This window comes from Phocaeicola sartorii JCM 17136 = DSM 21941, from assembly GCF_054653615.1.
This window is the reverse complement of sequence record NZ_BAAIFW010000005.1, coordinates 2102935-2120527: the sequence shown is the minus strand read 5'-3', so window position 1 is coordinate 2120527 and position 17593 is coordinate 2102935. Positions and strand designations below refer to the sequence as shown.

Annotated in this window: 14 protein-coding genes and 1 pseudogene; 4 read left to right on the top strand and 11 right to left on the bottom strand. The window is 43.8% G+C overall.

Annotated elements, in window-relative coordinates; all coding sequences use genetic code 11:
• Positions 1-107: 107 nt before the first annotated feature.
• The 11 genes and pseudogenes from ACYQ0C_RS08865 to pstC form a co-directional block, all read right to left on the bottom strand.
• Positions 108-1523: a flippase gene (locus ACYQ0C_RS08865; protein WP_016276431.1), complete on the bottom strand. Its 1416-nt coding sequence runs from the start codon at positions 1521-1523 to the stop codon at positions 108-110.
• A 349-nt stretch (positions 1524-1872) separates the two neighbouring features.
• Positions 1873-2970 (bottom strand): transcription termination/antitermination protein NusG, encoded by a 1098-nt coding sequence (nusG, locus tag ACYQ0C_RS08860; RefSeq protein WP_016276430.1) that lies wholly within the window; start codon positions 2968-2970, stop codon positions 1873-1875.
• A 358-nt stretch (positions 2971-3328) separates the two neighbouring features.
• Positions 3329-3702 (bottom strand): annotated as a pseudogene (locus ACYQ0C_RS08855) (HepT-like ribonuclease domain-containing protein).
• Positions 3695-3988, bottom strand: a complete 294-nt coding sequence (locus tag ACYQ0C_RS08850; protein WP_007832427.1) for a nucleotidyltransferase family protein — start codon at positions 3986-3988, stop codon at positions 3695-3697. The pseudogene ACYQ0C_RS08855 and the gene ACYQ0C_RS08850 overlap by 8 nt, the downstream one beginning before the upstream one ends.
• A 197-nt stretch (positions 3989-4185) precedes the next feature.
• Positions 4186-5070, bottom strand: coding sequence for a DUF4435 domain-containing protein (locus tag ACYQ0C_RS08845; protein WP_016276428.1), 885 nt, complete (start codon positions 5068-5070; stop codon positions 4186-4188).
• Complete coding sequence (locus tag ACYQ0C_RS08840; RefSeq protein WP_016276427.1) at positions 5070-5864, bottom strand: AAA family ATPase; 795 nt, start codon at positions 5862-5864, stop codon at positions 5070-5072. Before ACYQ0C_RS08840 ends, ACYQ0C_RS08845 begins: the two co-directional genes overlap by 1 nt.
• A 104-nt stretch (positions 5865-5968) precedes the next feature.
• A complete protein-coding gene (locus ACYQ0C_RS08835) occupies positions 5969-8542 on the bottom strand; it encodes a DUF5686 and carboxypeptidase-like regulatory domain-containing protein (protein WP_016276426.1) in 2574 nt (857 codons plus the stop codon).
• Between the two features lie 401 nt (positions 8543-8943).
• Positions 8944-9645, bottom strand: coding sequence for a phosphate signaling complex protein PhoU (gene phoU, locus ACYQ0C_RS08830; protein WP_016276425.1), 702 nt, complete (start codon positions 9643-9645; stop codon positions 8944-8946).
• Between the two features lie 77 nt (positions 9646-9722).
• Positions 9723-10475, bottom strand: coding sequence for a phosphate ABC transporter ATP-binding protein PstB (pstB, locus tag ACYQ0C_RS08825; protein WP_005843167.1), 753 nt, complete (start codon positions 10473-10475; stop codon positions 9723-9725).
• 4 nt (positions 10476-10479) lie between these two features.
• Positions 10480-11367 (bottom strand): phosphate ABC transporter permease PstA, encoded by an 888-nt coding sequence (pstA, locus tag ACYQ0C_RS08820; protein WP_016276424.1) that lies wholly within the window; start codon positions 11365-11367, stop codon positions 10480-10482.
• A 12-nt stretch (positions 11368-11379) separates the two neighbouring features.
• Positions 11380-12567 (bottom strand): phosphate ABC transporter permease subunit PstC, encoded by a 1188-nt coding sequence (gene pstC, locus ACYQ0C_RS08815; RefSeq protein WP_016276423.1) that lies wholly within the window; start codon positions 12565-12567, stop codon positions 11380-11382.
• Between the two features lie 222 nt (positions 12568-12789).
• On the opposite strand from pstC, the gene ACYQ0C_RS08810 reads away from it, so the two are divergent.
• From ACYQ0C_RS08810 to ACYQ0C_RS08795, 4 genes are read left to right on the top strand one after another with little or no spacing between them, the layout of a single operon-like run.
• Entirely contained in the window at positions 12790-13608 is an 819-nt protein-coding gene (locus tag ACYQ0C_RS08810; protein ID WP_016276421.1) for a PstS family phosphate ABC transporter substrate-binding protein, read from the top strand.
• 57 nt (positions 13609-13665) lie between these two features.
• Positions 13666-15405 (top strand): glutamine--tRNA ligase/YqeY domain fusion protein, encoded by a 1740-nt coding sequence (locus tag ACYQ0C_RS08805; RefSeq protein ID WP_016276420.1) that lies wholly within the window; start codon positions 13666-13668, stop codon positions 15403-15405.
• A 13-nt stretch (positions 15406-15418) separates the two neighbouring features.
• Positions 15419-16933: a tetratricopeptide repeat protein gene (locus ACYQ0C_RS08800; RefSeq protein WP_016276419.1), complete on the top strand. Its 1515-nt coding sequence runs from the start codon at positions 15419-15421 to the stop codon at positions 16931-16933.
• A 7-nt stretch (positions 16934-16940) separates the two neighbouring features.
• Entirely contained in the window at positions 16941-17567 is a 627-nt protein-coding gene (locus ACYQ0C_RS08795; protein ID WP_016276418.1) for a DedA family protein, read from the top strand.
• Positions 17568-17593 lie beyond the last annotated feature (26 nt).

Sequence of the window (17593 nt, the reverse complement as noted above, 5' to 3'; positions counted from 1 at the left end):
TACACTCAAATTGGAGCATTCTTCGTTAAAGGATACTTTGGTGTATAAGTACTTAGTGATTATATTTGTCATTACTATTTTAATCAAAATGAAAGAACTAGTATATTTTATTTCTTTTTTATAGCATCTATTTTTATTGATACGAATTCAAAATTTTCTAAATAAAAAATCAAGAGAAAACCCACAAATGTATAAAACAATACGATACCAACATTATCCTCAACACAAGTTACAAACCAACATACTAATACATAAGGAAGTGATTGAAATAATGCCAACAATAATTTCCTGGCAACAACATACAAACTAACTATTTGCTTCCGCAAAAAATAAGATGCTGACAGCAATACCGCCACTTCAGCCAAAACCCAAACAATAGCAGAACCTTTTGCTGCCCATGTAGGTACCAATAGTATATTGGCTACCATCCCAACACAAGCTCCTATAATAGAATTTATTAAAATGGAACGATCTTTTTTTAAAGGCATCAATAACTGAACTATTAATATTTGCTCCATACCGATAATTAACACCAATGGCATCACCATACGCATAGGCGTGATCGCTCCCTCATACCCATTACCTGATATCAGATAAATAATTTCGGGAGCAAAATAAATGGAAAATACAATCAAAGGAATAGAGATCATAAACAACAAATCAAATGATTTGTTAATCAGACGTTTCACTTCATCCATTCGGTTTTCTGCCACCAACGCACTCATCCGAGGCAACATTACTCCTGTAAACGCTGTAAAAAAAGCTAAAATAATGCCATGTAATTTAGTTGCTGTTGTATAATATCCTACTTCGGTTACATTGGTGACAAATCCTAAAAAAGTCACATTGAATGAGGTATACATAGAAGTAAGCATTGCATATATCCCTAAAATAAAAAAAGAACGCTTATATTCATCCAATACATTTTTATCCCAGATAAAACGAATGAACTTACGGCTATAAAATATATTAAAGAAGGCATTAAAAACAACAAGCAACACAGACAAAATATAATATATAGAATAATCTGCCGGATGATGTATGAAAAGAAATACACACGCTACATATATAACCTTTACCAGTAATGAACGATAGGTGATGTATTTGAATTCCTCAATTCCTCTGTAAAACCATTCTATCAGAAATAAGTTAGCAATAAGCTTACATGCGCCTATCATTATTAATGATGCATATTCATTTAATTGAGGAACAAAAATAGAAACCGTCAATAAGCATAGCAACATCAGCAATGTCATACTGGCCATCAAAATCCATAAAGCACTAAAAACTTTCGACAATCTTAGTACATCCCCCTTAGCCTTGGCTATTTCACGAATCCCCACCACATTGATTCCCATACTGGAGAACAAAATAAAATAATTAATAATAGAATCAATAAAATTACAAATCCCAATATTAGTTACCCCTAACACCCGCGAAACGTATGGATATGTCAACATTGGAAATAAAAAGCTAGACACTGTCAACAAACTACTATATGCAAAATTTTTTTTAATGCCCATTACTCCCTAAGACAAGTCTTACATTTAACGTATTAAAAATTTAGTTCATAAAAAATAGGAAAGAAAACATTTAAGTCTTAACCTATTTTTTAACTCAAAACAAGAAGGACTAATTCATATTCTTAGAGCCTGTTTAAATTTTCCTCAATAATAATCTTATAGTGGCAGTTTAACCATTTTCTCTGCCAAATCGAATGTCAGCTCATAGTTTCGGCAGAGTCTTTTATTGTAATCATATTCTTTAGTTTTTATGTGAAACAAAAGAACAAATTATATTTCACTAATCCTAGTGATTCAACCTGCTTTTAATAACACTGCTCTCCCCCCTCATATCATCTACAATGCCATTTCAATGCCCCAGCCACCGATCATAATCAGCCAACCGGTTGATCAGCTGCTGCTTACTCTTTTTCGGCTTTTCCTCTTTCCTCCACGGATCAATCGCCTCATGCGCCAAATGATAATAGATACTGCTATCCGTACAACCATAAAGTGTAACCACAGCAAGCGCACGCGACTGCTCCGCCTTGACTAGAGGAAGCATCGTCTGCATAACGCCAACCAGCTTTGCCGCCTCTTCTTCCATACCCAATATAGTATAAGCCGGCAGCAAAATGGCATAAAGCTTGCAACGCATCACATCCGTATCCATCCGGAGATTGCCATATTCCTTCAACGCCTTGGCAGCCAAAGAACGATCTTCCTCACTCACCCCCTCCGCACTGTGATAACGCTGAAGAGCACTGTGCAAACCATTCAACATACAGTCATTGTCCAGGCGGGTATATACATGCTTGTCCTCATCATTCAAGGCAATTACCTCGTACTCACCCGGCATCACACGCAGCAGCGGAACCCACATCCAGTTCTCCACACATACCATCACATCCTTTCGCCCGACTCCCGGCTGAATGACAACAGTCGCCTCCACCCCCTTAAACCGTCCCTCGGTAATGCGTATCCGGTCGCCCTTGCGCAAACCATCCGGCTGGGGTATATAAACAGGAAGTGTATTGGAATAAGAACGGGCCACCCACTGCAAATTCTCCATTGCGGCATCGGAAAGGTAGGGGAAATACTCCCGCTTCCGTTCCCTCACCCGAGGCAGGAAACTGAGCACAGGAAAACGTTGCATCAGTTGGAAAACATCACGCTCGGAGGCACGGACAAACACATAGTTGAAGAGTAAAGGACGCTGGGTATTGACGAATTTGCCGTCTATACGCTTCACTTCCTGATAGGAAGGAGCAAAAAAGCCGAATGAGGGCTCGCCTGCCTGTATGCGCCGGTCCTGCTCCCGTTGCAAACCGCGCACTCCTCCCCGATGGCAATCGGGAAGCGACAACACATACCAACGCACGGCATTGTTATTCCGCAAAGCTTCCAACGCTTCGGGAGATGCCACAGAACGCTTCGGTTTATCGAACTGATGGAATAGCTTTTTCATGAGGTTTATCGTCAGAAATTCACGCTGACCGATACTAGAAGACCATATCAGTACAGTATCTATAACTGACTGATAAATAGCTTTTTACACAGATTTCATTTGGTATTTCTGAAATCTTTTATTTGTTGTCTCTTTCGTCCGAAGACGTCTTTTTGTATGCTTTTTATAAACATAACGTTGTGCCCTCAAAAAGATCTTCATTCCCTATAGAAAAGGGATTTAGGAACTTTTTGAGGGCACAAAGATACACTATAATTGTGTATTACACAATAAAAGCACTTAAAAAATAGGAAAACTTACTTTTGATAAGAAAATAAGAGATGGGTATATTTCGTAATCACAATAAAAGATTCAAGTTTTACAAATATTTATTCAATAGGACTGTAATAACCTTATCCAATTCTATAAGGTCATTCTTTATAGTAGTAAATACTATCTGCTCGTCTACATTACTATATTCATGCGAAATAAGATTGCGCATATCATAAATAGCCAACCAAGGAATTTCCTTATATTCAGAAAGCGGTGATGGTTGTAAAGACAACAACTTTCCTACCTGTTCACCTATTACTTGAAGGCGCATAACACATGCATTGAACACCATCACTTTATCCATGGAGGCTAAAAAATCATCAGCACAATTTATTTCTTTACTCCATTGCTGTATATAGTAAATGGATTCTTTTTCTGGGTTAACCTGTCGCAAATGGTTAGTCGTCCTCCTTTATACATAAATGGCTTCTTTTTCAATATTCTGTTTCAAAAATGGAGACAGTGAGGAACGGAAACGCACCAAATCAATTTCACAATGAAACATTTCCGTCAAAACAGTCTTCAAAGTGTACATAGTGGATAAAGTAGGATTATCAATATCTACAACAATATCCAAATCACTATCTTCTCTGTTCTCTTGACGTGCAACCGAACCGAAGATACCAATTGATTTAATTCCAAACTCATGCCCAAAACATTGTTTGAAACTAACTAACTTTGCCTTACATTCATTTAAGCATAACATACTTTTCACCAACTTTAGGTACTGGAACAAAGATAAACTTTTTATTTGAACGATACAAGTTCTTACCTCGGTTTCTTCATTTCACACTCCATCGGAGTTCTCTCCCTGCATCAGAACGTCATCATCACCATAAACCGCACACCCCATTTATACGAAGACTATCATTACTGCACGCAAAAGCATTTTCTTGCCTAATATTACGACAAGTCTTTTCTTAAAGTCTTTAATAATAGAATATCTTTTTTTATTTCGGATATTTCGTCATACTCTTCAAAAGCCAAAACGGGTTTAAGAATGTTTTGCTCAAAATCGACAGCCGTATCCTCGCATAATTTTGACCCCATAGACACCAAAGAATTATACAAGCAATGTCCTCGGACATACAGATAGGCATTCTCTTTTTTCATTCCTAGAGTGGCATAATAAGCAGATTCCTTATTGAAATCAAACCCACAATTGTCTATTATGTCTTTTGTTTTTTCTAAAAGTTGAAAAGACAAACGCTCTAAAAATTGCTTGCCATTGCTTTGCTCATCCTCTTTTCTATATTGCAGTGATATGCATTGTCTGAATCTGTCCCGATTGAAAGATGTAAGTCCATTTCTTTCTTGATAGAGCATTAATAAAAAAGGTTCATACACGATAGCAGAATATTGTTCCAAAAATAAGGTGAAGTCAAATCCGTTTTGTTTATGATCAGTAAAAGAACGCTGTAGCTTGGCGGCAAAAGCACAATGATTCTCCCATGAATAGGTATAGGTCTGCAAAATTCCATCGACAGCCGATATATCCTCTCCAGCCAGACGGCGCAAGTCACTGTCAATACAAATAAAAAACTTCTGAGAAAGAAATCCTTTATATTTTAAACATTGAGCACACCCTGTCGTACGGTTTCCCTTCTCATTCATCGTAGCAGGCTTGAATTTATAACGTCCGGGACGATATTTAAGCAAAAGTTGTTCCCAAAACCATATATCGTCTTTATCCTCTACATGAACAACCGAATCCACCTTGTATAATAAGGTAGATGCCGCCAATCGTTTGGCCACATCCTTAAAAAACACATGCTTGTCCACCGCCATCACCGGTCCTCCAAATCTTCTATGAAGATAATTTTATCCTCCCAGCCATTGACGAAAATATTGGGAGAATGAGTGGTCAAAATCAACTGGCATTGAGGGTTCAACTGACGTAATTTTTCTATCAGTTTGTCCTGCCAGCCAATATGCAGGGAGATTTCCGGTTCATCCATCAGTAGAACATTAGGCTTCTCTTCTTGCAGAAAAACCGTAGTCAGAATTAATAAGATTTGTTTTTCACCGGAAGACAATTGTTCCAATTGTATTTTATCCTCCGTTATGACTTGCATTCCTTCTAATCTTTTAATCAAGAACACAAGACTATTACTTTGGGGATCAATGGAAATTTCCTTGTTCGTCTCTCCTAAAAAAGAATTCACGACTTGAAAGTATGTTTCAATCCGTTTCCTTATCTTATCTGCCTCCTGCGGAAAATTCAGCATTTTCATACGATAATCAAAGAAAGAAGTGCCCTCTCCGTTCTGGTTGATAATGTTTTTCAAATCTTGAAGCAAGATACTTTCGGTCTTTTTTTTCGCGTTGGCGGGAATGTCGAAAGAACGGATATAGGTAACCGGACTGGATATTGCATTTCCGCTCAACGATTCGGCTATTTCCTTTTTAGTCTTTTGACCGGTATAATAATCGTGTATCAAATTCAGCAAGGTCGTTTTACCACTGCCATTGATGCCGACAAGGATATTCACATCATTGTTCAAGTCTGCCCAGTGAAGATTTATTCTTCCCCACATCCTGGTCACTTGAAACCGTTGAATATATTTATATGCAATTTCCATAAAAATGTTTTTTTATACACAAAGCTACTATTTTTTCAGCTAACAGGCAATTAATTGCTTAGGAAACATTCACCGATTCCCCGAAAAGAGCATCTCTCCCTGCATCAGAACGTCATCATCACCATAAACCGCACACCCCATTTGTTCGCATCGGGATGATCCAGATAATTCAGACGGCGGACATAGTCTATGTGCAATATCTTGAAAATATTGTGAATACCCACAGAGCATTCCATGTACGGGGTCTTCGAATCCATCACAAAACTGGTAGGACGTCCGTCACGGGTCGGGAACAGGAAGAGCTCGCTGTCACCCGGATGCTTCATCGGATTGTTCTTGTCAGTCAAGTGACCGTACAGCATCTTGAAGCCGATCGCCTCACGCCACTTCAGTTTCTTCAGCAAAGGAATACGGTTGAAAATCTTACCGTTCAAATCCCACGATACATCCAGCGAGGCGTAACGGTCGTTCAGGAACTCCATATTATTAATCAAGTTGAAAGTCTCGCGCTGCAGGATATAGGACAAGTTGGCCGCCGGCATAATCAGCAACGGGAACGGAACTTTGTTCCACTGCGCACCGCCTTTCACGAACATGTCAATCTTACCCCATGACGAGAACCAGAAACGCTTGTACAGCCCGATTTCTGTCAAGTTATAGTTATACTCTCCGCCCAGCACACCCTTGAAACCGGCCGTGTGCGACAGCGTAAATACCGGAGCGTCAAAAGAAACCGGAATACGGCGTTGCTTGGTATTGACAAATGTCTCACCCGGAGCGTAACGGAAGGCCAGGGAAGCTTCCATGGTCTGAATCTCAGGAATCAACGTTTTCTGGTCATCATTGGTTATATAGGCCAGACCGCCGGTAGGCTCGTCCTTACTATTCTTTACTTCCACCGTGGTCTTCAAGCCAAACTGTGTCTCGTTCTCGTACTTCAAGGCGATATTCCGCACGTAGGACATCTGATCCACCGTAGAAGTCTTGAAAGATACGAACACGTTGTCTTTATCTGTCTTCAGGAACTTATCCGTGGGAGACATCACATCATACTGATAGCTGAACGTGATAGAGTTCTTCGGGAACTCGCGCGGCAGGTATTCCTTCTTGTTGAAAGAGTATTCCACCTCACCCATATACTTGGAACGATGATCCTTGAACCCGTATGCATAATATCCCTTGAGGAACAGATGCGGATTCAAGTTGGCCGTGGTCTGCGCGCTCATACGCAGACGCAACCCGTCGATATAGTTATTGGAGATCATGGTGTTTACCGGACCGATATCTACCTTGCTGGGATGCTCCTTGGTGCCGGTCTCCACAAAGTTCTCGATAAACGCCTTCAATACAAAAATCACGTATTTGAATCCCGGCATCTGCTCCAGACGCTTCACCAGCATATCCATAGAGCTCTCGGTCTGCGTAAGCGGAACCGGCCGGTATTGATTCCAGAAATCGTCTCCGCGCATCATGGCGTCCGCCTCTTTGATCTCGGCCCCCTTACGCTTGAAAAGTTGCTGCGGAAGCTCATCGAAGGCATAATCAGAGTAACGGGTAGTCCTTCGTATCTGGAATCCTTGCATGATCTTCATCAAGGTCATCTCCACAATCATGTCATCGGTCTTCAACACCCACTCCCCATTGGGCAATTGCTCGAACTCCTGAATAATATCCATATTGTCTACAAAGTTCACCCCCGATTTCTTGGGCAGGTTCATCGTACATTTCTTCACCGTATAAGACGAGTCGGCCAATACGTAAAGATGCCCCGTGAAACCGAAGTCCTGCGAGTTATTGGGGACGAAGGTGAGATGGAAGCACTTGTCCTTGTCCACAAATGTGGTGTCCATAATGTAAAACTTATAAAAAGAGATGGCATCACTGGACGAAATAGGACTGATGAAAGGATACTGCAACAGACGGATATCATTGTCGTAAATATTCACATCCGTAAAGACATCCTTCAGCACCGTGCTCAGCATATCTCCCGTTGCAAACAGTTCGTTCACACCCGTAGAGCTCATTCCTTTGATAAGGGTCTTCTCACTCTTGGGATGTTTACGGTAAATTTTCTGCGAAGCGGTCTCGTCCACCGAAATAGGGAGGATGAATTTATTGGTTTCCTCACAAAGTTCGATCTGGTCTTTCAGGAAAGGCATCTTTTTATACATGCCTTTTTCCAGCATCTCGGGGGTCACATCATTCAGTGACATCGTGATCTTCTGATACTTATTGTACTGATAGTAATCGTTCTCGCTCAGCTTATTATTCTTTTTATGAGCGATCACCTTCTTCATCAGTTCCACTGCCGGATTATTCTTACGGGAGTACTTCTCTCGTTTGGGCTTCACCACCACTTCGTCCAGCATGATGTCGTCCGACCTCATCCTCACATTCAGGTTCTTGGTGACACCGGGGATTATATTCACCACTTTTGTTACATACCCCACCGCCGAAAAGGTAAGTTTGTTCCAACCTTTACGGGTTTCTACCTTATAATTTCCATCATTATCGGTAATGCTTCCTACGCCTTTCCCTTCATAAAAGACTGACAAATATGGTATGGGTTCATTCGTCAATGAGTCTGTTACAACGCCTTGTATATTTTGGGCTGACACCGAGACGCAGCATCCCAATAACAAAAATAGTAGAAACGACTTAATATATTTTGTCTTCATTCTTTTTACCGCTATTTTTATGAGCCAGCAAAGTTAAGCATTAACTTAAAAGAAAGTTGCTAATATAAGCTAATAATTACAGAAATCTTACATATAGACCAATAAATAGGTGAAATTTAACAACGAAAGAACCATTATGCAGGAAATAAAAAAGGGGTCTTTTCACAAAGCCCCCTTTTTAAGTTTTCAATAGGTATTAGTTTTTTTTTAAGGTAAAAAGATTGTTTTCAGGATAACGATGCAAATATCGAGCCTTTTTTTAAACCAGCCAAATAAAAAACTATGCCATACAACATGTTTTTAGATTTTTCTGTCTTTTTTGGCAGATTATTACTCAAAATGCTCTTTATCGGCCTCATTACATATACAAAGATAGCAAAAGTTTAGACTAAAACAGCTTTTTAATGAGTTTTTTCTTTTCCTAAGAAATGTTCATCCACTGTATCGCGATGTTTCAGCACCTTTGCATCGATGAAAAAAACAATCTCTTCGGCGATATTGGTTATATGGTCTCCGGCACGCTCCAGTTTACGGATAACGGCGCCAAGCTCCAGACAAGTCAGAAAGCCATCGGGATGTGTTTCCAGATATTTTGTAAGGACGGCAGGGGCAGCCGCATTGATTTCGTCCAGAAAATTGTCTTTACTGAATACGTTGAGGGCCAATTCCAGATTCTCTTCATTCAATGCGTTCTTGGTCATTTCGAGCATACTGAGCACTTGTCTCAGCATCTCTTCTATACGCAGATTGTGGAGCAGTTCACTATCCAGCACCGTTTCCTCGCTTCTTACCACAAAACGGGCTATGCCTTCGGCAAAATCCCCCAAACGCTCCAAATCACTGTTTATCTTGAACATGGCCAGCACAAAGCGCAGGTCAATGGCTACCGGATTGTATAGAGCGATGGTGTCCTCTACATCACTGTCTATTTTCAACTCGAACGCATTCACCCTTTTCTCACGGACAATGACCTGCTGTGCCTGGTCACGGTTAAAGGTCAGCACAGCCTCTCCTGCCCTGTCCAGCTGATTGTAAACCAATGTCCACATCTCGTTCACTTCCTTCTTCAGTGACACAAGTTCTGATTCTATAAATTTCACCATATTCTTAATTCTTGCTTTGTTTATTATTATTTCTTTCACCGCATATTGCGCAGATTCACACTGATTTTAAGCATGCTTTATCCGAAACGCCCCGTAATATAATTCTGGGTCGCTTCTTTGCCCGGATTCGTAAATATTTTCTTCGTATCATCATATTCCACCATATTGCCCATATAGAAAAATGCCGTCTTGTCACTGACACGCGCGGCCTGCTGCATGTTGTGAGTGACAATAACGATGGTATATTCTTTCTTCAGCTCATGAATCAACTCTTCTACCTTGGCTGTAGAGATAGGGTCCAGTGCCGAAGCCGGCTCATCCATGAGCAGGACTGAAGGAGATACGGCCATGGCACGGGCTATGCACAACCGTTGCTGCTGACCACCGGACAAGGCAAATGCCGATTCTTTCAACTTATTCTTCACCTCATCCCACAACGCGGCTCCTTTCAAGGTTTCCTCCACCCTGTGGCGGATAAACTCATTATCTTTCACCCCATTTACCCGAAGCCCATAGGCCACATTCTCGAAAATGCTTTTCGGGAACGGGTTGGGACGCTGAAAGACCATTCCTACGCTCTTGCGCAATTCATCCACCTGCACAGACTTGTCGTATATATTTCTCCCGTCAATCAAAATCTCCCCCTCCAGACGAGAGCCGGGAATGAGGTCGTTCATGCGGTTGAACAGACGAAGGAAGGTGGACTTGCCACAACCGGACGGACCTATAAAAGCCACCACCGATTTCTCTTCAATCGTCATGCTGATATCTTTCAGTGCCTGAAAATCACCATAGAAAAAATTTACATGCTTTGCATCTATCTTATTCATATTCTTAATTCGTTTTTACTTTGTTGGAAAAATACCGGCGGAGTGCATTTGCCGACAGGTTTATAATTAAAATAATAAGGATCAGCACCAACGCCGTACCGTATGCCAGAGGAAGCTGCGACTCCATATCCGTCCCGCTGGTAGAAATCACATAAAGGTGATAAGGCAATGCCATGCATTGGTCCAGCATGCCATGTGGCAGTTGCGGCAGGAAGTAAGCGGCACACGTAAACAAGATAGGTGCCGTTTCACCCGACACACGTCCTAAAGCCAGGATCAGTCCGGTAATAATATTGGGCATCCCCATAGGCAGAATCACATGCCAGATGGTTTGCAACTTGGTCGCGCCTAAAGCCAGACTCCCTTCACGGAAACTGTCGGGGATCGCCTTCAAGGCTTCTTCGGTGGTGCGTATCACCAAAGGTACACAAAGCAATCCCAACGTCAAAGAACCGGCCAGGATACTGTCGCCGAACCCCATGTATTTCACAAACAGTGCCATACCAAACAAGCCGAACACAATGGACGGAATACCGCTCAAGTTATTGGTCATCATCCGGATAAAGCGCACCAGCTTGCCTTTCGGCGCATACTCGTTCATATAAATGCCACTCATCACCCCCACCGGAAAAGCGAACAGCGCACTGCCCACCATCAGATAAAAAGTACCTACAATGGCCGGCCATATACCGCCACCCGTCATGCCGTCACTGGGCGCCGTGGTCAGAAACTCCCAACTGATTACTCCTGCACCTTTATATATAATAAAACCGAGAATGGCAAACAGAATGAGGACAATGCTATAACTCAGCAGTTTGAAAATGCCGAATGCCAGCCATTGCGAACGTCTTTTACGCGCCCCTTGCCCGGCAGGAAAAACATCTTGCTTCATATTTTAAATACATTATTTATTTGTTCTTGATGAAATATATTCTACACTAAAATTGATAAGCATCGTGATGAAAAACAACACGACTCCCAGCAGGAACAGGGCTTCATAGTGCGCGCCGCCCGCTGGTGCCTCTCCCAGTTCCGCTGCAATAGTCGCCGGAATGGTACGGAGCGGCTCCAGAATAGTGGTGGGTATCACAGCCGCATTTCCTGTAACCATCAGCACCGCCATCGTCTCGCCTATGGCACGTCCGATGCCCAGGACAACGCCCGAAGTGATTCCCGAAACAGAGAAAGGTATCACCACCTTATATATAGTCTGCCAACGGGTAGCGCCCAATGCCAGACTGGCTTCGCGCATGGCACGCGGACAATTCCGCATCGCATCCTCGCTGACGGTAATGATAGTAGGAAGCGCCATGATCGCCAAAACAATACTTCCGGCCAATCCGGTCTCGCCCACAGGCAGATTAAAAGCTTTTTGAATAAGCGGTACGATGACTATCAGCCCAAAGAAACCGTAGACCACGGACGGAATACCACTGAGCAATTCAATAACCGGTTTCAGAAAACTACGAGTCCGATGGTCGGCCACCTCGGACATATACACCGCCACCGACAAGCCGAAAGGCAGGGCGAACAGAATGGCAAAGAAACTCACCCAAAGCGTACCCGTAATCAAAGGAAGGAATCCGAACTGAGGGGCGGGAGTAGCCGTAGGGAACCATTCCTTTCCGGCAAAAACCTCGTCAAAAGAAATAGACTCGTCTTTCAGCAGGTGCCCCGGAAAATCCTTCTCTATAAACTTGGAGGGAACAAAGGCTATAATACCGGGATCACCGGCAACGATCTCGCCGATGCACCGGGGAGCCTTCTCGTACCCGGCTCCCAACTCTTCCTCCGAGAAATAGGAGGTGATATCCTCCAACCGGAAAACTTTAATTTCCGCGTCCGGCCCTCCCAGCTCTTTCCAGTTGGTAATCTCTTCGTCAAAAACATCTTTTATCTGTGCCGCACTCAGTTCCTGCACCGGATTGGCTTTATTCACCGCCAGCACATATCCCTCTTCTATGACTTTTTTATTAAAAAGTCCCAAAGCTTCCGCAAATAAGAATACGACAATCAGCAAAATAGTAAGGCTCGTCATAAAACCGCTGCAAGTCAATATCCCTTCTACAATCTTTTCCCAAACTCGTTTCATACCATTTTAGTCTTCTGTTTTAATAACTGATGCAAAAAAAGCCTCTTTATATTAAGGTGATATGAAAGAGACTTGAAGTATTTGCTACAATTATATTACAAACTTGTTACAAACAGCCCCCCGGACCTTGTTTCCATTCCACCGTAACAGAATCGTAACACACCAGTAAAACAAATGACACACGAAAACGTTTCTTTTGCATACGAATTAATATAAAAATTTATGAATCAATTAAACGCTCTATTTCTTTTTGTTTTACTGGCTTGTAGTCTGAACGCCAACGCACAACGCATAAAAGGCAGTGACACGGTGCTGCCTGTATCACAGGAAACAGCCGAGATCTTCATGAAAGATGACCCCAACCGGCGGGTAACCGTCACCGGGGGAGGAACCGGAGTGGGAATTTCCGCCCTGATGGACAACACCACAGACATTGCCATGGCTTCCCGCCCCATCAAGTTCAGCGAAAAAATGAAACTGAAAGCCGCCAAGCAGGAAGTGGAGGAAGTCATCATAGCGTATGACGCCCTGGCCGTCATTGTAAACCCGTCCAACCCCGTCAGCCAACTGACACGCCAGCAACTGGAAGCCATATTCCGCGGCAAGATAACCAACTGGAAACAACTGGGAGGACCCGATATGAAAATCATTGTCTATTCCCGCGAGACTTCTTCGGGAACTTACGAATTTTTCAAAGAAAGCGCCCTGAAGAACAAGAACTACATGAGCAGCAGCTTGTCCATGCCCGCCACCGGAGCCGTGATCCAGTCCGTAAGCCAGACTAAAGGCGCTATCGGCTATGTGGGACTGGCCTACTTATCACCCCGGGTGAAAGCCATCGCCGTCTCCTACGACGACGGCAAGCACTATGTACTGCCCAGCCTTGAAAACGGAAAGAAGAAACTTTACCCCGTAGTACGCCCCCTTTATTACTATTACAACGTAGCCAATAAGGAAAAAGTAACCCCCTTCATCGACTACATCCTGTCGCCCCAGGGGCAAAATATTATAAAAAACGGTGGATATATTCCTGTGAAATAAAGGATATCCCAAAAAGAATACGTACTTTTGCAGCAAAAGTGTAAAATAGATATCACAATGACTGAAATGAACGCTACAGAAGCTACAGAGAAGAAAAGTCTGAACTTCATTGAACAGGCAGTTGAAAACGACCTGAAAGAAGGTAAAAACGGAGGAAAAGTACAAACCCGCTTTCCGCCCGAGCCGAACGGCTACCTGCACATCGGTCATGCAAAAGCCATCTGTCTGGATTTCGGGATAGCTGCACGCTATGGTGGCGTATGTAACCTGCGTTTTGACGACACCAACCCGACCAAAGAAGATATGGAATACGTGGAAGCCATCAAGGAGGACATCCAATGGCTCGGATTCCAGTGGGGAAACGAATATTATGCATCCGACTACTTCCAGCAATTATGGGATTTCGCCGTCAATCTGATAAAGGAAGGAAAGGCCTATATAGACGAACAGAACTCCGAACAAATCGCGGCACAAAAAGGCACTCCCACCCAACCCGGAACCGAGAGCCCCTACCGCAACCGTCCCGTCGAAGAAAGCCTGGAACTGTTCAACAAGATGAACAGCGGTGAAATAGAAGAAGGCAAAATGGTGCTCCGTGCCAAAATAGACATGGCAAGCCCCAACATGCACTTCCGCGACCCTATTATTTACCGTGTGGTAAAGACTCCGCATCACCGTACAGGCGAAACCTGGAAAGCATACCCTATGTATGACTTCGCACACGGACAGAGCGACTACTTTGAAGGAGTGACCCACTCACTGTGTACCCTGGAGTTCGTACCCCACCGCCCGCTGTACGACCTGTTCGTGGACTGGGTGAAAGAAGGCAAAGACCTGGACGACAACCGCCCCCATCAGTACGAGTTCAACAAACTGAACCTGAACTACACCTTGATGAGCAAGCGTAACCTGCTGATTCTGGTAAAAGAACATCTGGTGAACGGATGGGACGACCCCCGTATGCCGACTCTCTGTGGTTTCCGCCGTCGCGGCTACTCACCTGAGTCCATCCGCAAGTTTGTAGACAAAATCGGTTATACCACTTACGACGCCCTGAATGACTTCGCCCTGCTGGAAAGCGCTGTCCGCGAAGACTTGAACAGCCGTGCCACCCGTGTATCGGCAGTCATCAATCCGGTGAAGCTGATCATTACCAACTATCCCGAAGGACAGGTGGAAGAAATGGAAGCCATCAACAACCCGGAAGATCCGTCGGCAGGCACACACACCATCGAATTCAGCCGCGAACTGTGGATAGAACGCGACGACTTCATGGAAGACGCCCCGAAGAAATACTTCCGTATGACTCCGGGACAGGAAGTGCGCCTGAAAAGCGGATACATCGTGAAATGCACCGGCTGCAAGAAAGACGACAACGGCAACGTGGTGGAAGTATATTGCGAATACGACCCCGACAGCAAAACAGGCATGCCGGGCAGCAACCGCAAAATCAAAGGTACCATCCACTGGGTAAGCTGCGCACACTGTCTGCCCGCCGAAGTACGTCTGTACGACCGCCTGTGGAAAGTGGAGAACCCGCGTGACGAGATGGCCGCCATCCGCGAAGCAAAGAACTGCGACGCACTGGAAGCCATGAAAGAAATGATCAACCCCGACTCGTTGAATATATTAACCAACTGCTATGTGGAGAAATATCTGGCCGATGCCAAACCGCTGGATTACTTGCAGTTCCAACGCATCGGTTATTTCAATGTAGACAAAGACTCCACACCGGAACATCTGGTGTTCAACCGCACCGTGTCTTTGAAAGACACCTGGAGCAAAATCAATAAATAATAAAAACAAGCTTATGAACTACGACATGTCTTCTTTTTTTGAAGACCCGGAATTTAAAGAAGCATTGGCAAGATACGAGGGTATGGTGGAAAACCATACCCCCGCTTATTTTGAAGCTGATGAATTAATCGATATCGCCGAATACTACACTTTAACAGGAAGGCATAAAGATGCAGACCAGGCCATAGAACTCACCCTCCGGTTACATCCCGAAAACACGGACGCCTTGATTTTCCGGATACGCTCCCTGATGCTGCAAGGGAGAAAGGAAGAAGCCCAAACGGTAGCGCAACTCATCAGCAACAGCACCGACCGTGAATGCAGGTTCCTGCAGGCCGAAATGCTGATATCGGAAAACCGCATAGAAGAAGCCGATGAGATATTCAAACAAGTGGCCATAGACGAAGACTACGACCTGGACACGCTGCTGGACATCCTTCTGGAGTACATCAGAGCCCATCAGGAAACATATACCGAACAGTGGATCGACTGCCTGCATGCCCATTTCGACATGCAAACCCTGCCGAAGACCAACCAACGCCTCCTCGATATACTGTGCGATTATTACAGCATGTCCAGAAGACCGGACTTGGCCATCCCCTACCTGCACATGGCCCTGGACAAACATCCCTATTCCATCCGATATTGGAACATGCTGGGAAGATGCCATCTGCGACAAGACCAGTACGAAGAGACGCACGAAGCGTTTGATTTCTCATTAGCCATCGATGATGAGAATGAAGAAACATTGACCTTGAAAGGAATGGCTTACCAACAGGCCATGCAGCTGGAGAAAGCCTGCGAGTGTTATATCCGTCTGGCCAATGTGAGCGAAAACAAGACGAGAGCCTATCTGGCACTGGCACAACTCTATATAGAAATGCGGGAGCATGCTTCGGCCATCAGCTATATAGAAAAGCTGATAAACCAGAAATCGGGGCTGAGCAAGTATGAACGGGCCGAATTACATTCCGACACCGCCCTCTGTCATGCCTATCTGGGCCATACCGAGGAAGGATACAAACAGATAGAACAAGCATTGAAAATGGAAGAAAATGATCCCGATATGCACATCGTTGCCGGACGTTTCTTTGTGATAGTAGCCCAAAAAAGCGAAGACAGCGAAGAAAAAGAAAAAAACCTTCGCAATGCGGAAGAACAATTCGCACACGCATTGGAATTGACTCCGAAGGAGGAGCAATCCGACGCGCTCTTCAGAATCGGCTCTGTATACTTCGATGAGCATAATTATGAATATGCCAACCAATACTTCGAACAAATAAACAAAGAGTTTCCGGAAGACGCCAATGACACTTATCTTCTTCTGGCATACGGCTATTACCAGCTGCAAAAATCCGTTCCGTTCATGCACTATCTGGCTAAAATCAACAAAGAAGTTCCGGATGTGTACGCCACCATGGGAACCGATGACAGCGAACTGACGACCGACGACTGCTTCAATGAGGCGTTGCGTGCCATCAAGGAAGATATCAGCAAAGGCAATATCAATTTAAACAAATATTTATAGTTATTCTATGGAATCAGTTGCATTTATCCAGTGGTGTCTGGACCACTTGAATTATTGGACAATTACGTTATTAATGGCCATCGAAAGCTCTTTTATCCCTTTCCCCTCGGAAGTGGTGGTGCCGCCCGCCGCTTATAAGGCAGCCGGCGGAAACAGTGACCTGAATGTATTTCTAGTAGTTATATTTGCGACCATCGGAGCCAATATCGGAGCCATCATCAATTATTATATAGCCTATTTCGTAGGCCGTCCGCTGGTTTATAAATTCGCAAACAGCCGTTTCGGGCACATGTGTCTGATTGATGAAGCCAAGGTTCAGAACGCAGAGCATTATTTCGACAAGCACGGAGCACTCTCCACTTTTATCGGACGTCTTATTCCCGCCGTCCGCCAGCTTATCTCCATCCCTGCCGGTCTGGCCAAGATGAAACTATCCACCTTCCTGCTGTACACAACGTTGGGAGCAGGCATCTGGAATACCATCCTGGCAGCCATCGGTTATTATCTGCAATCAGTGATACCCGAAGAGCAGTTATTGAGCACCGTCACCGAATACAGTCACGAGTTAGGATATTGCTTCATAGCTATCGGCGTTTTAGTGGTAGGATTCCTGATTTACAAAGGGAGAAAATAAAAGAGAATGAACTTTTTTCCATTTAA

Coding starts and splice junctions, on each gene's coding strand:
- ACYQ0C_RS08795 (WP_016276418.1), top strand. CDS start 16,941: ATGGAATCAGTTGCATTTATCCAGTGGTGTCTGGACCACTTGAATTAT.
- ACYQ0C_RS08840 (WP_016276427.1), bottom strand. CDS start 5,864: ATGGAAATTGCATATAAATATATTCAACGGTTTCAAGTGACCAGGATG.
- ACYQ0C_RS08865 (WP_016276431.1), bottom strand. CDS start 1,523: ATGGGCATTAAAAAAAATTTTGCATATAGTAGTTTGTTGACAGTGTCT.
- ACYQ0C_RS08835 (WP_016276426.1), bottom strand. CDS start 8,542: ATGAAGACAAAATATATTAAGTCGTTTCTACTATTTTTGTTATTGGGA.
- ACYQ0C_RS08810 (WP_016276421.1), top strand. CDS start 12,790: ATGAATCAATTAAACGCTCTATTTCTTTTTGTTTTACTGGCTTGTAGT.
- ACYQ0C_RS08850 (WP_007832427.1), bottom strand. CDS start 3,988: ATGTTATGCTTAAATGAATGTAAGGCAAAGTTAGTTAGTTTCAAACAA.
- phoU (WP_016276425.1), bottom strand. CDS start 9,645: ATGGTGAAATTTATAGAATCAGAACTTGTGTCACTGAAGAAGGAAGTG.
- pstC (WP_016276423.1), bottom strand. CDS start 12,567: ATGAAACGAGTTTGGGAAAAGATTGTAGAAGGGATATTGACTTGCAGC.
- pstB (WP_005843167.1), bottom strand. CDS start 10,475: ATGAATAAGATAGATGCAAAGCATGTAAATTTTTTCTATGGTGATTTT.
- pstA (WP_016276424.1), bottom strand. CDS start 11,367: ATGAAGCAAGATGTTTTTCCTGCCGGGCAAGGGGCGCGTAAAAGACGT.
- ACYQ0C_RS08800 (WP_016276419.1), top strand. CDS start 15,419: ATGAACTACGACATGTCTTCTTTTTTTGAAGACCCGGAATTTAAAGAA.
- ACYQ0C_RS08805 (WP_016276420.1), top strand. CDS start 13,666: ATGACTGAAATGAACGCTACAGAAGCTACAGAGAAGAAAAGTCTGAAC.
- ACYQ0C_RS08845 (WP_016276428.1), bottom strand. CDS start 5,070: ATGGCGGTGGACAAGCATGTGTTTTTTAAGGATGTGGCCAAACGATTG.
- nusG (WP_016276430.1), bottom strand. CDS start 2,970: ATGAAAAAGCTATTCCATCAGTTCGATAAACCGAAGCGTTCTGTGGCA.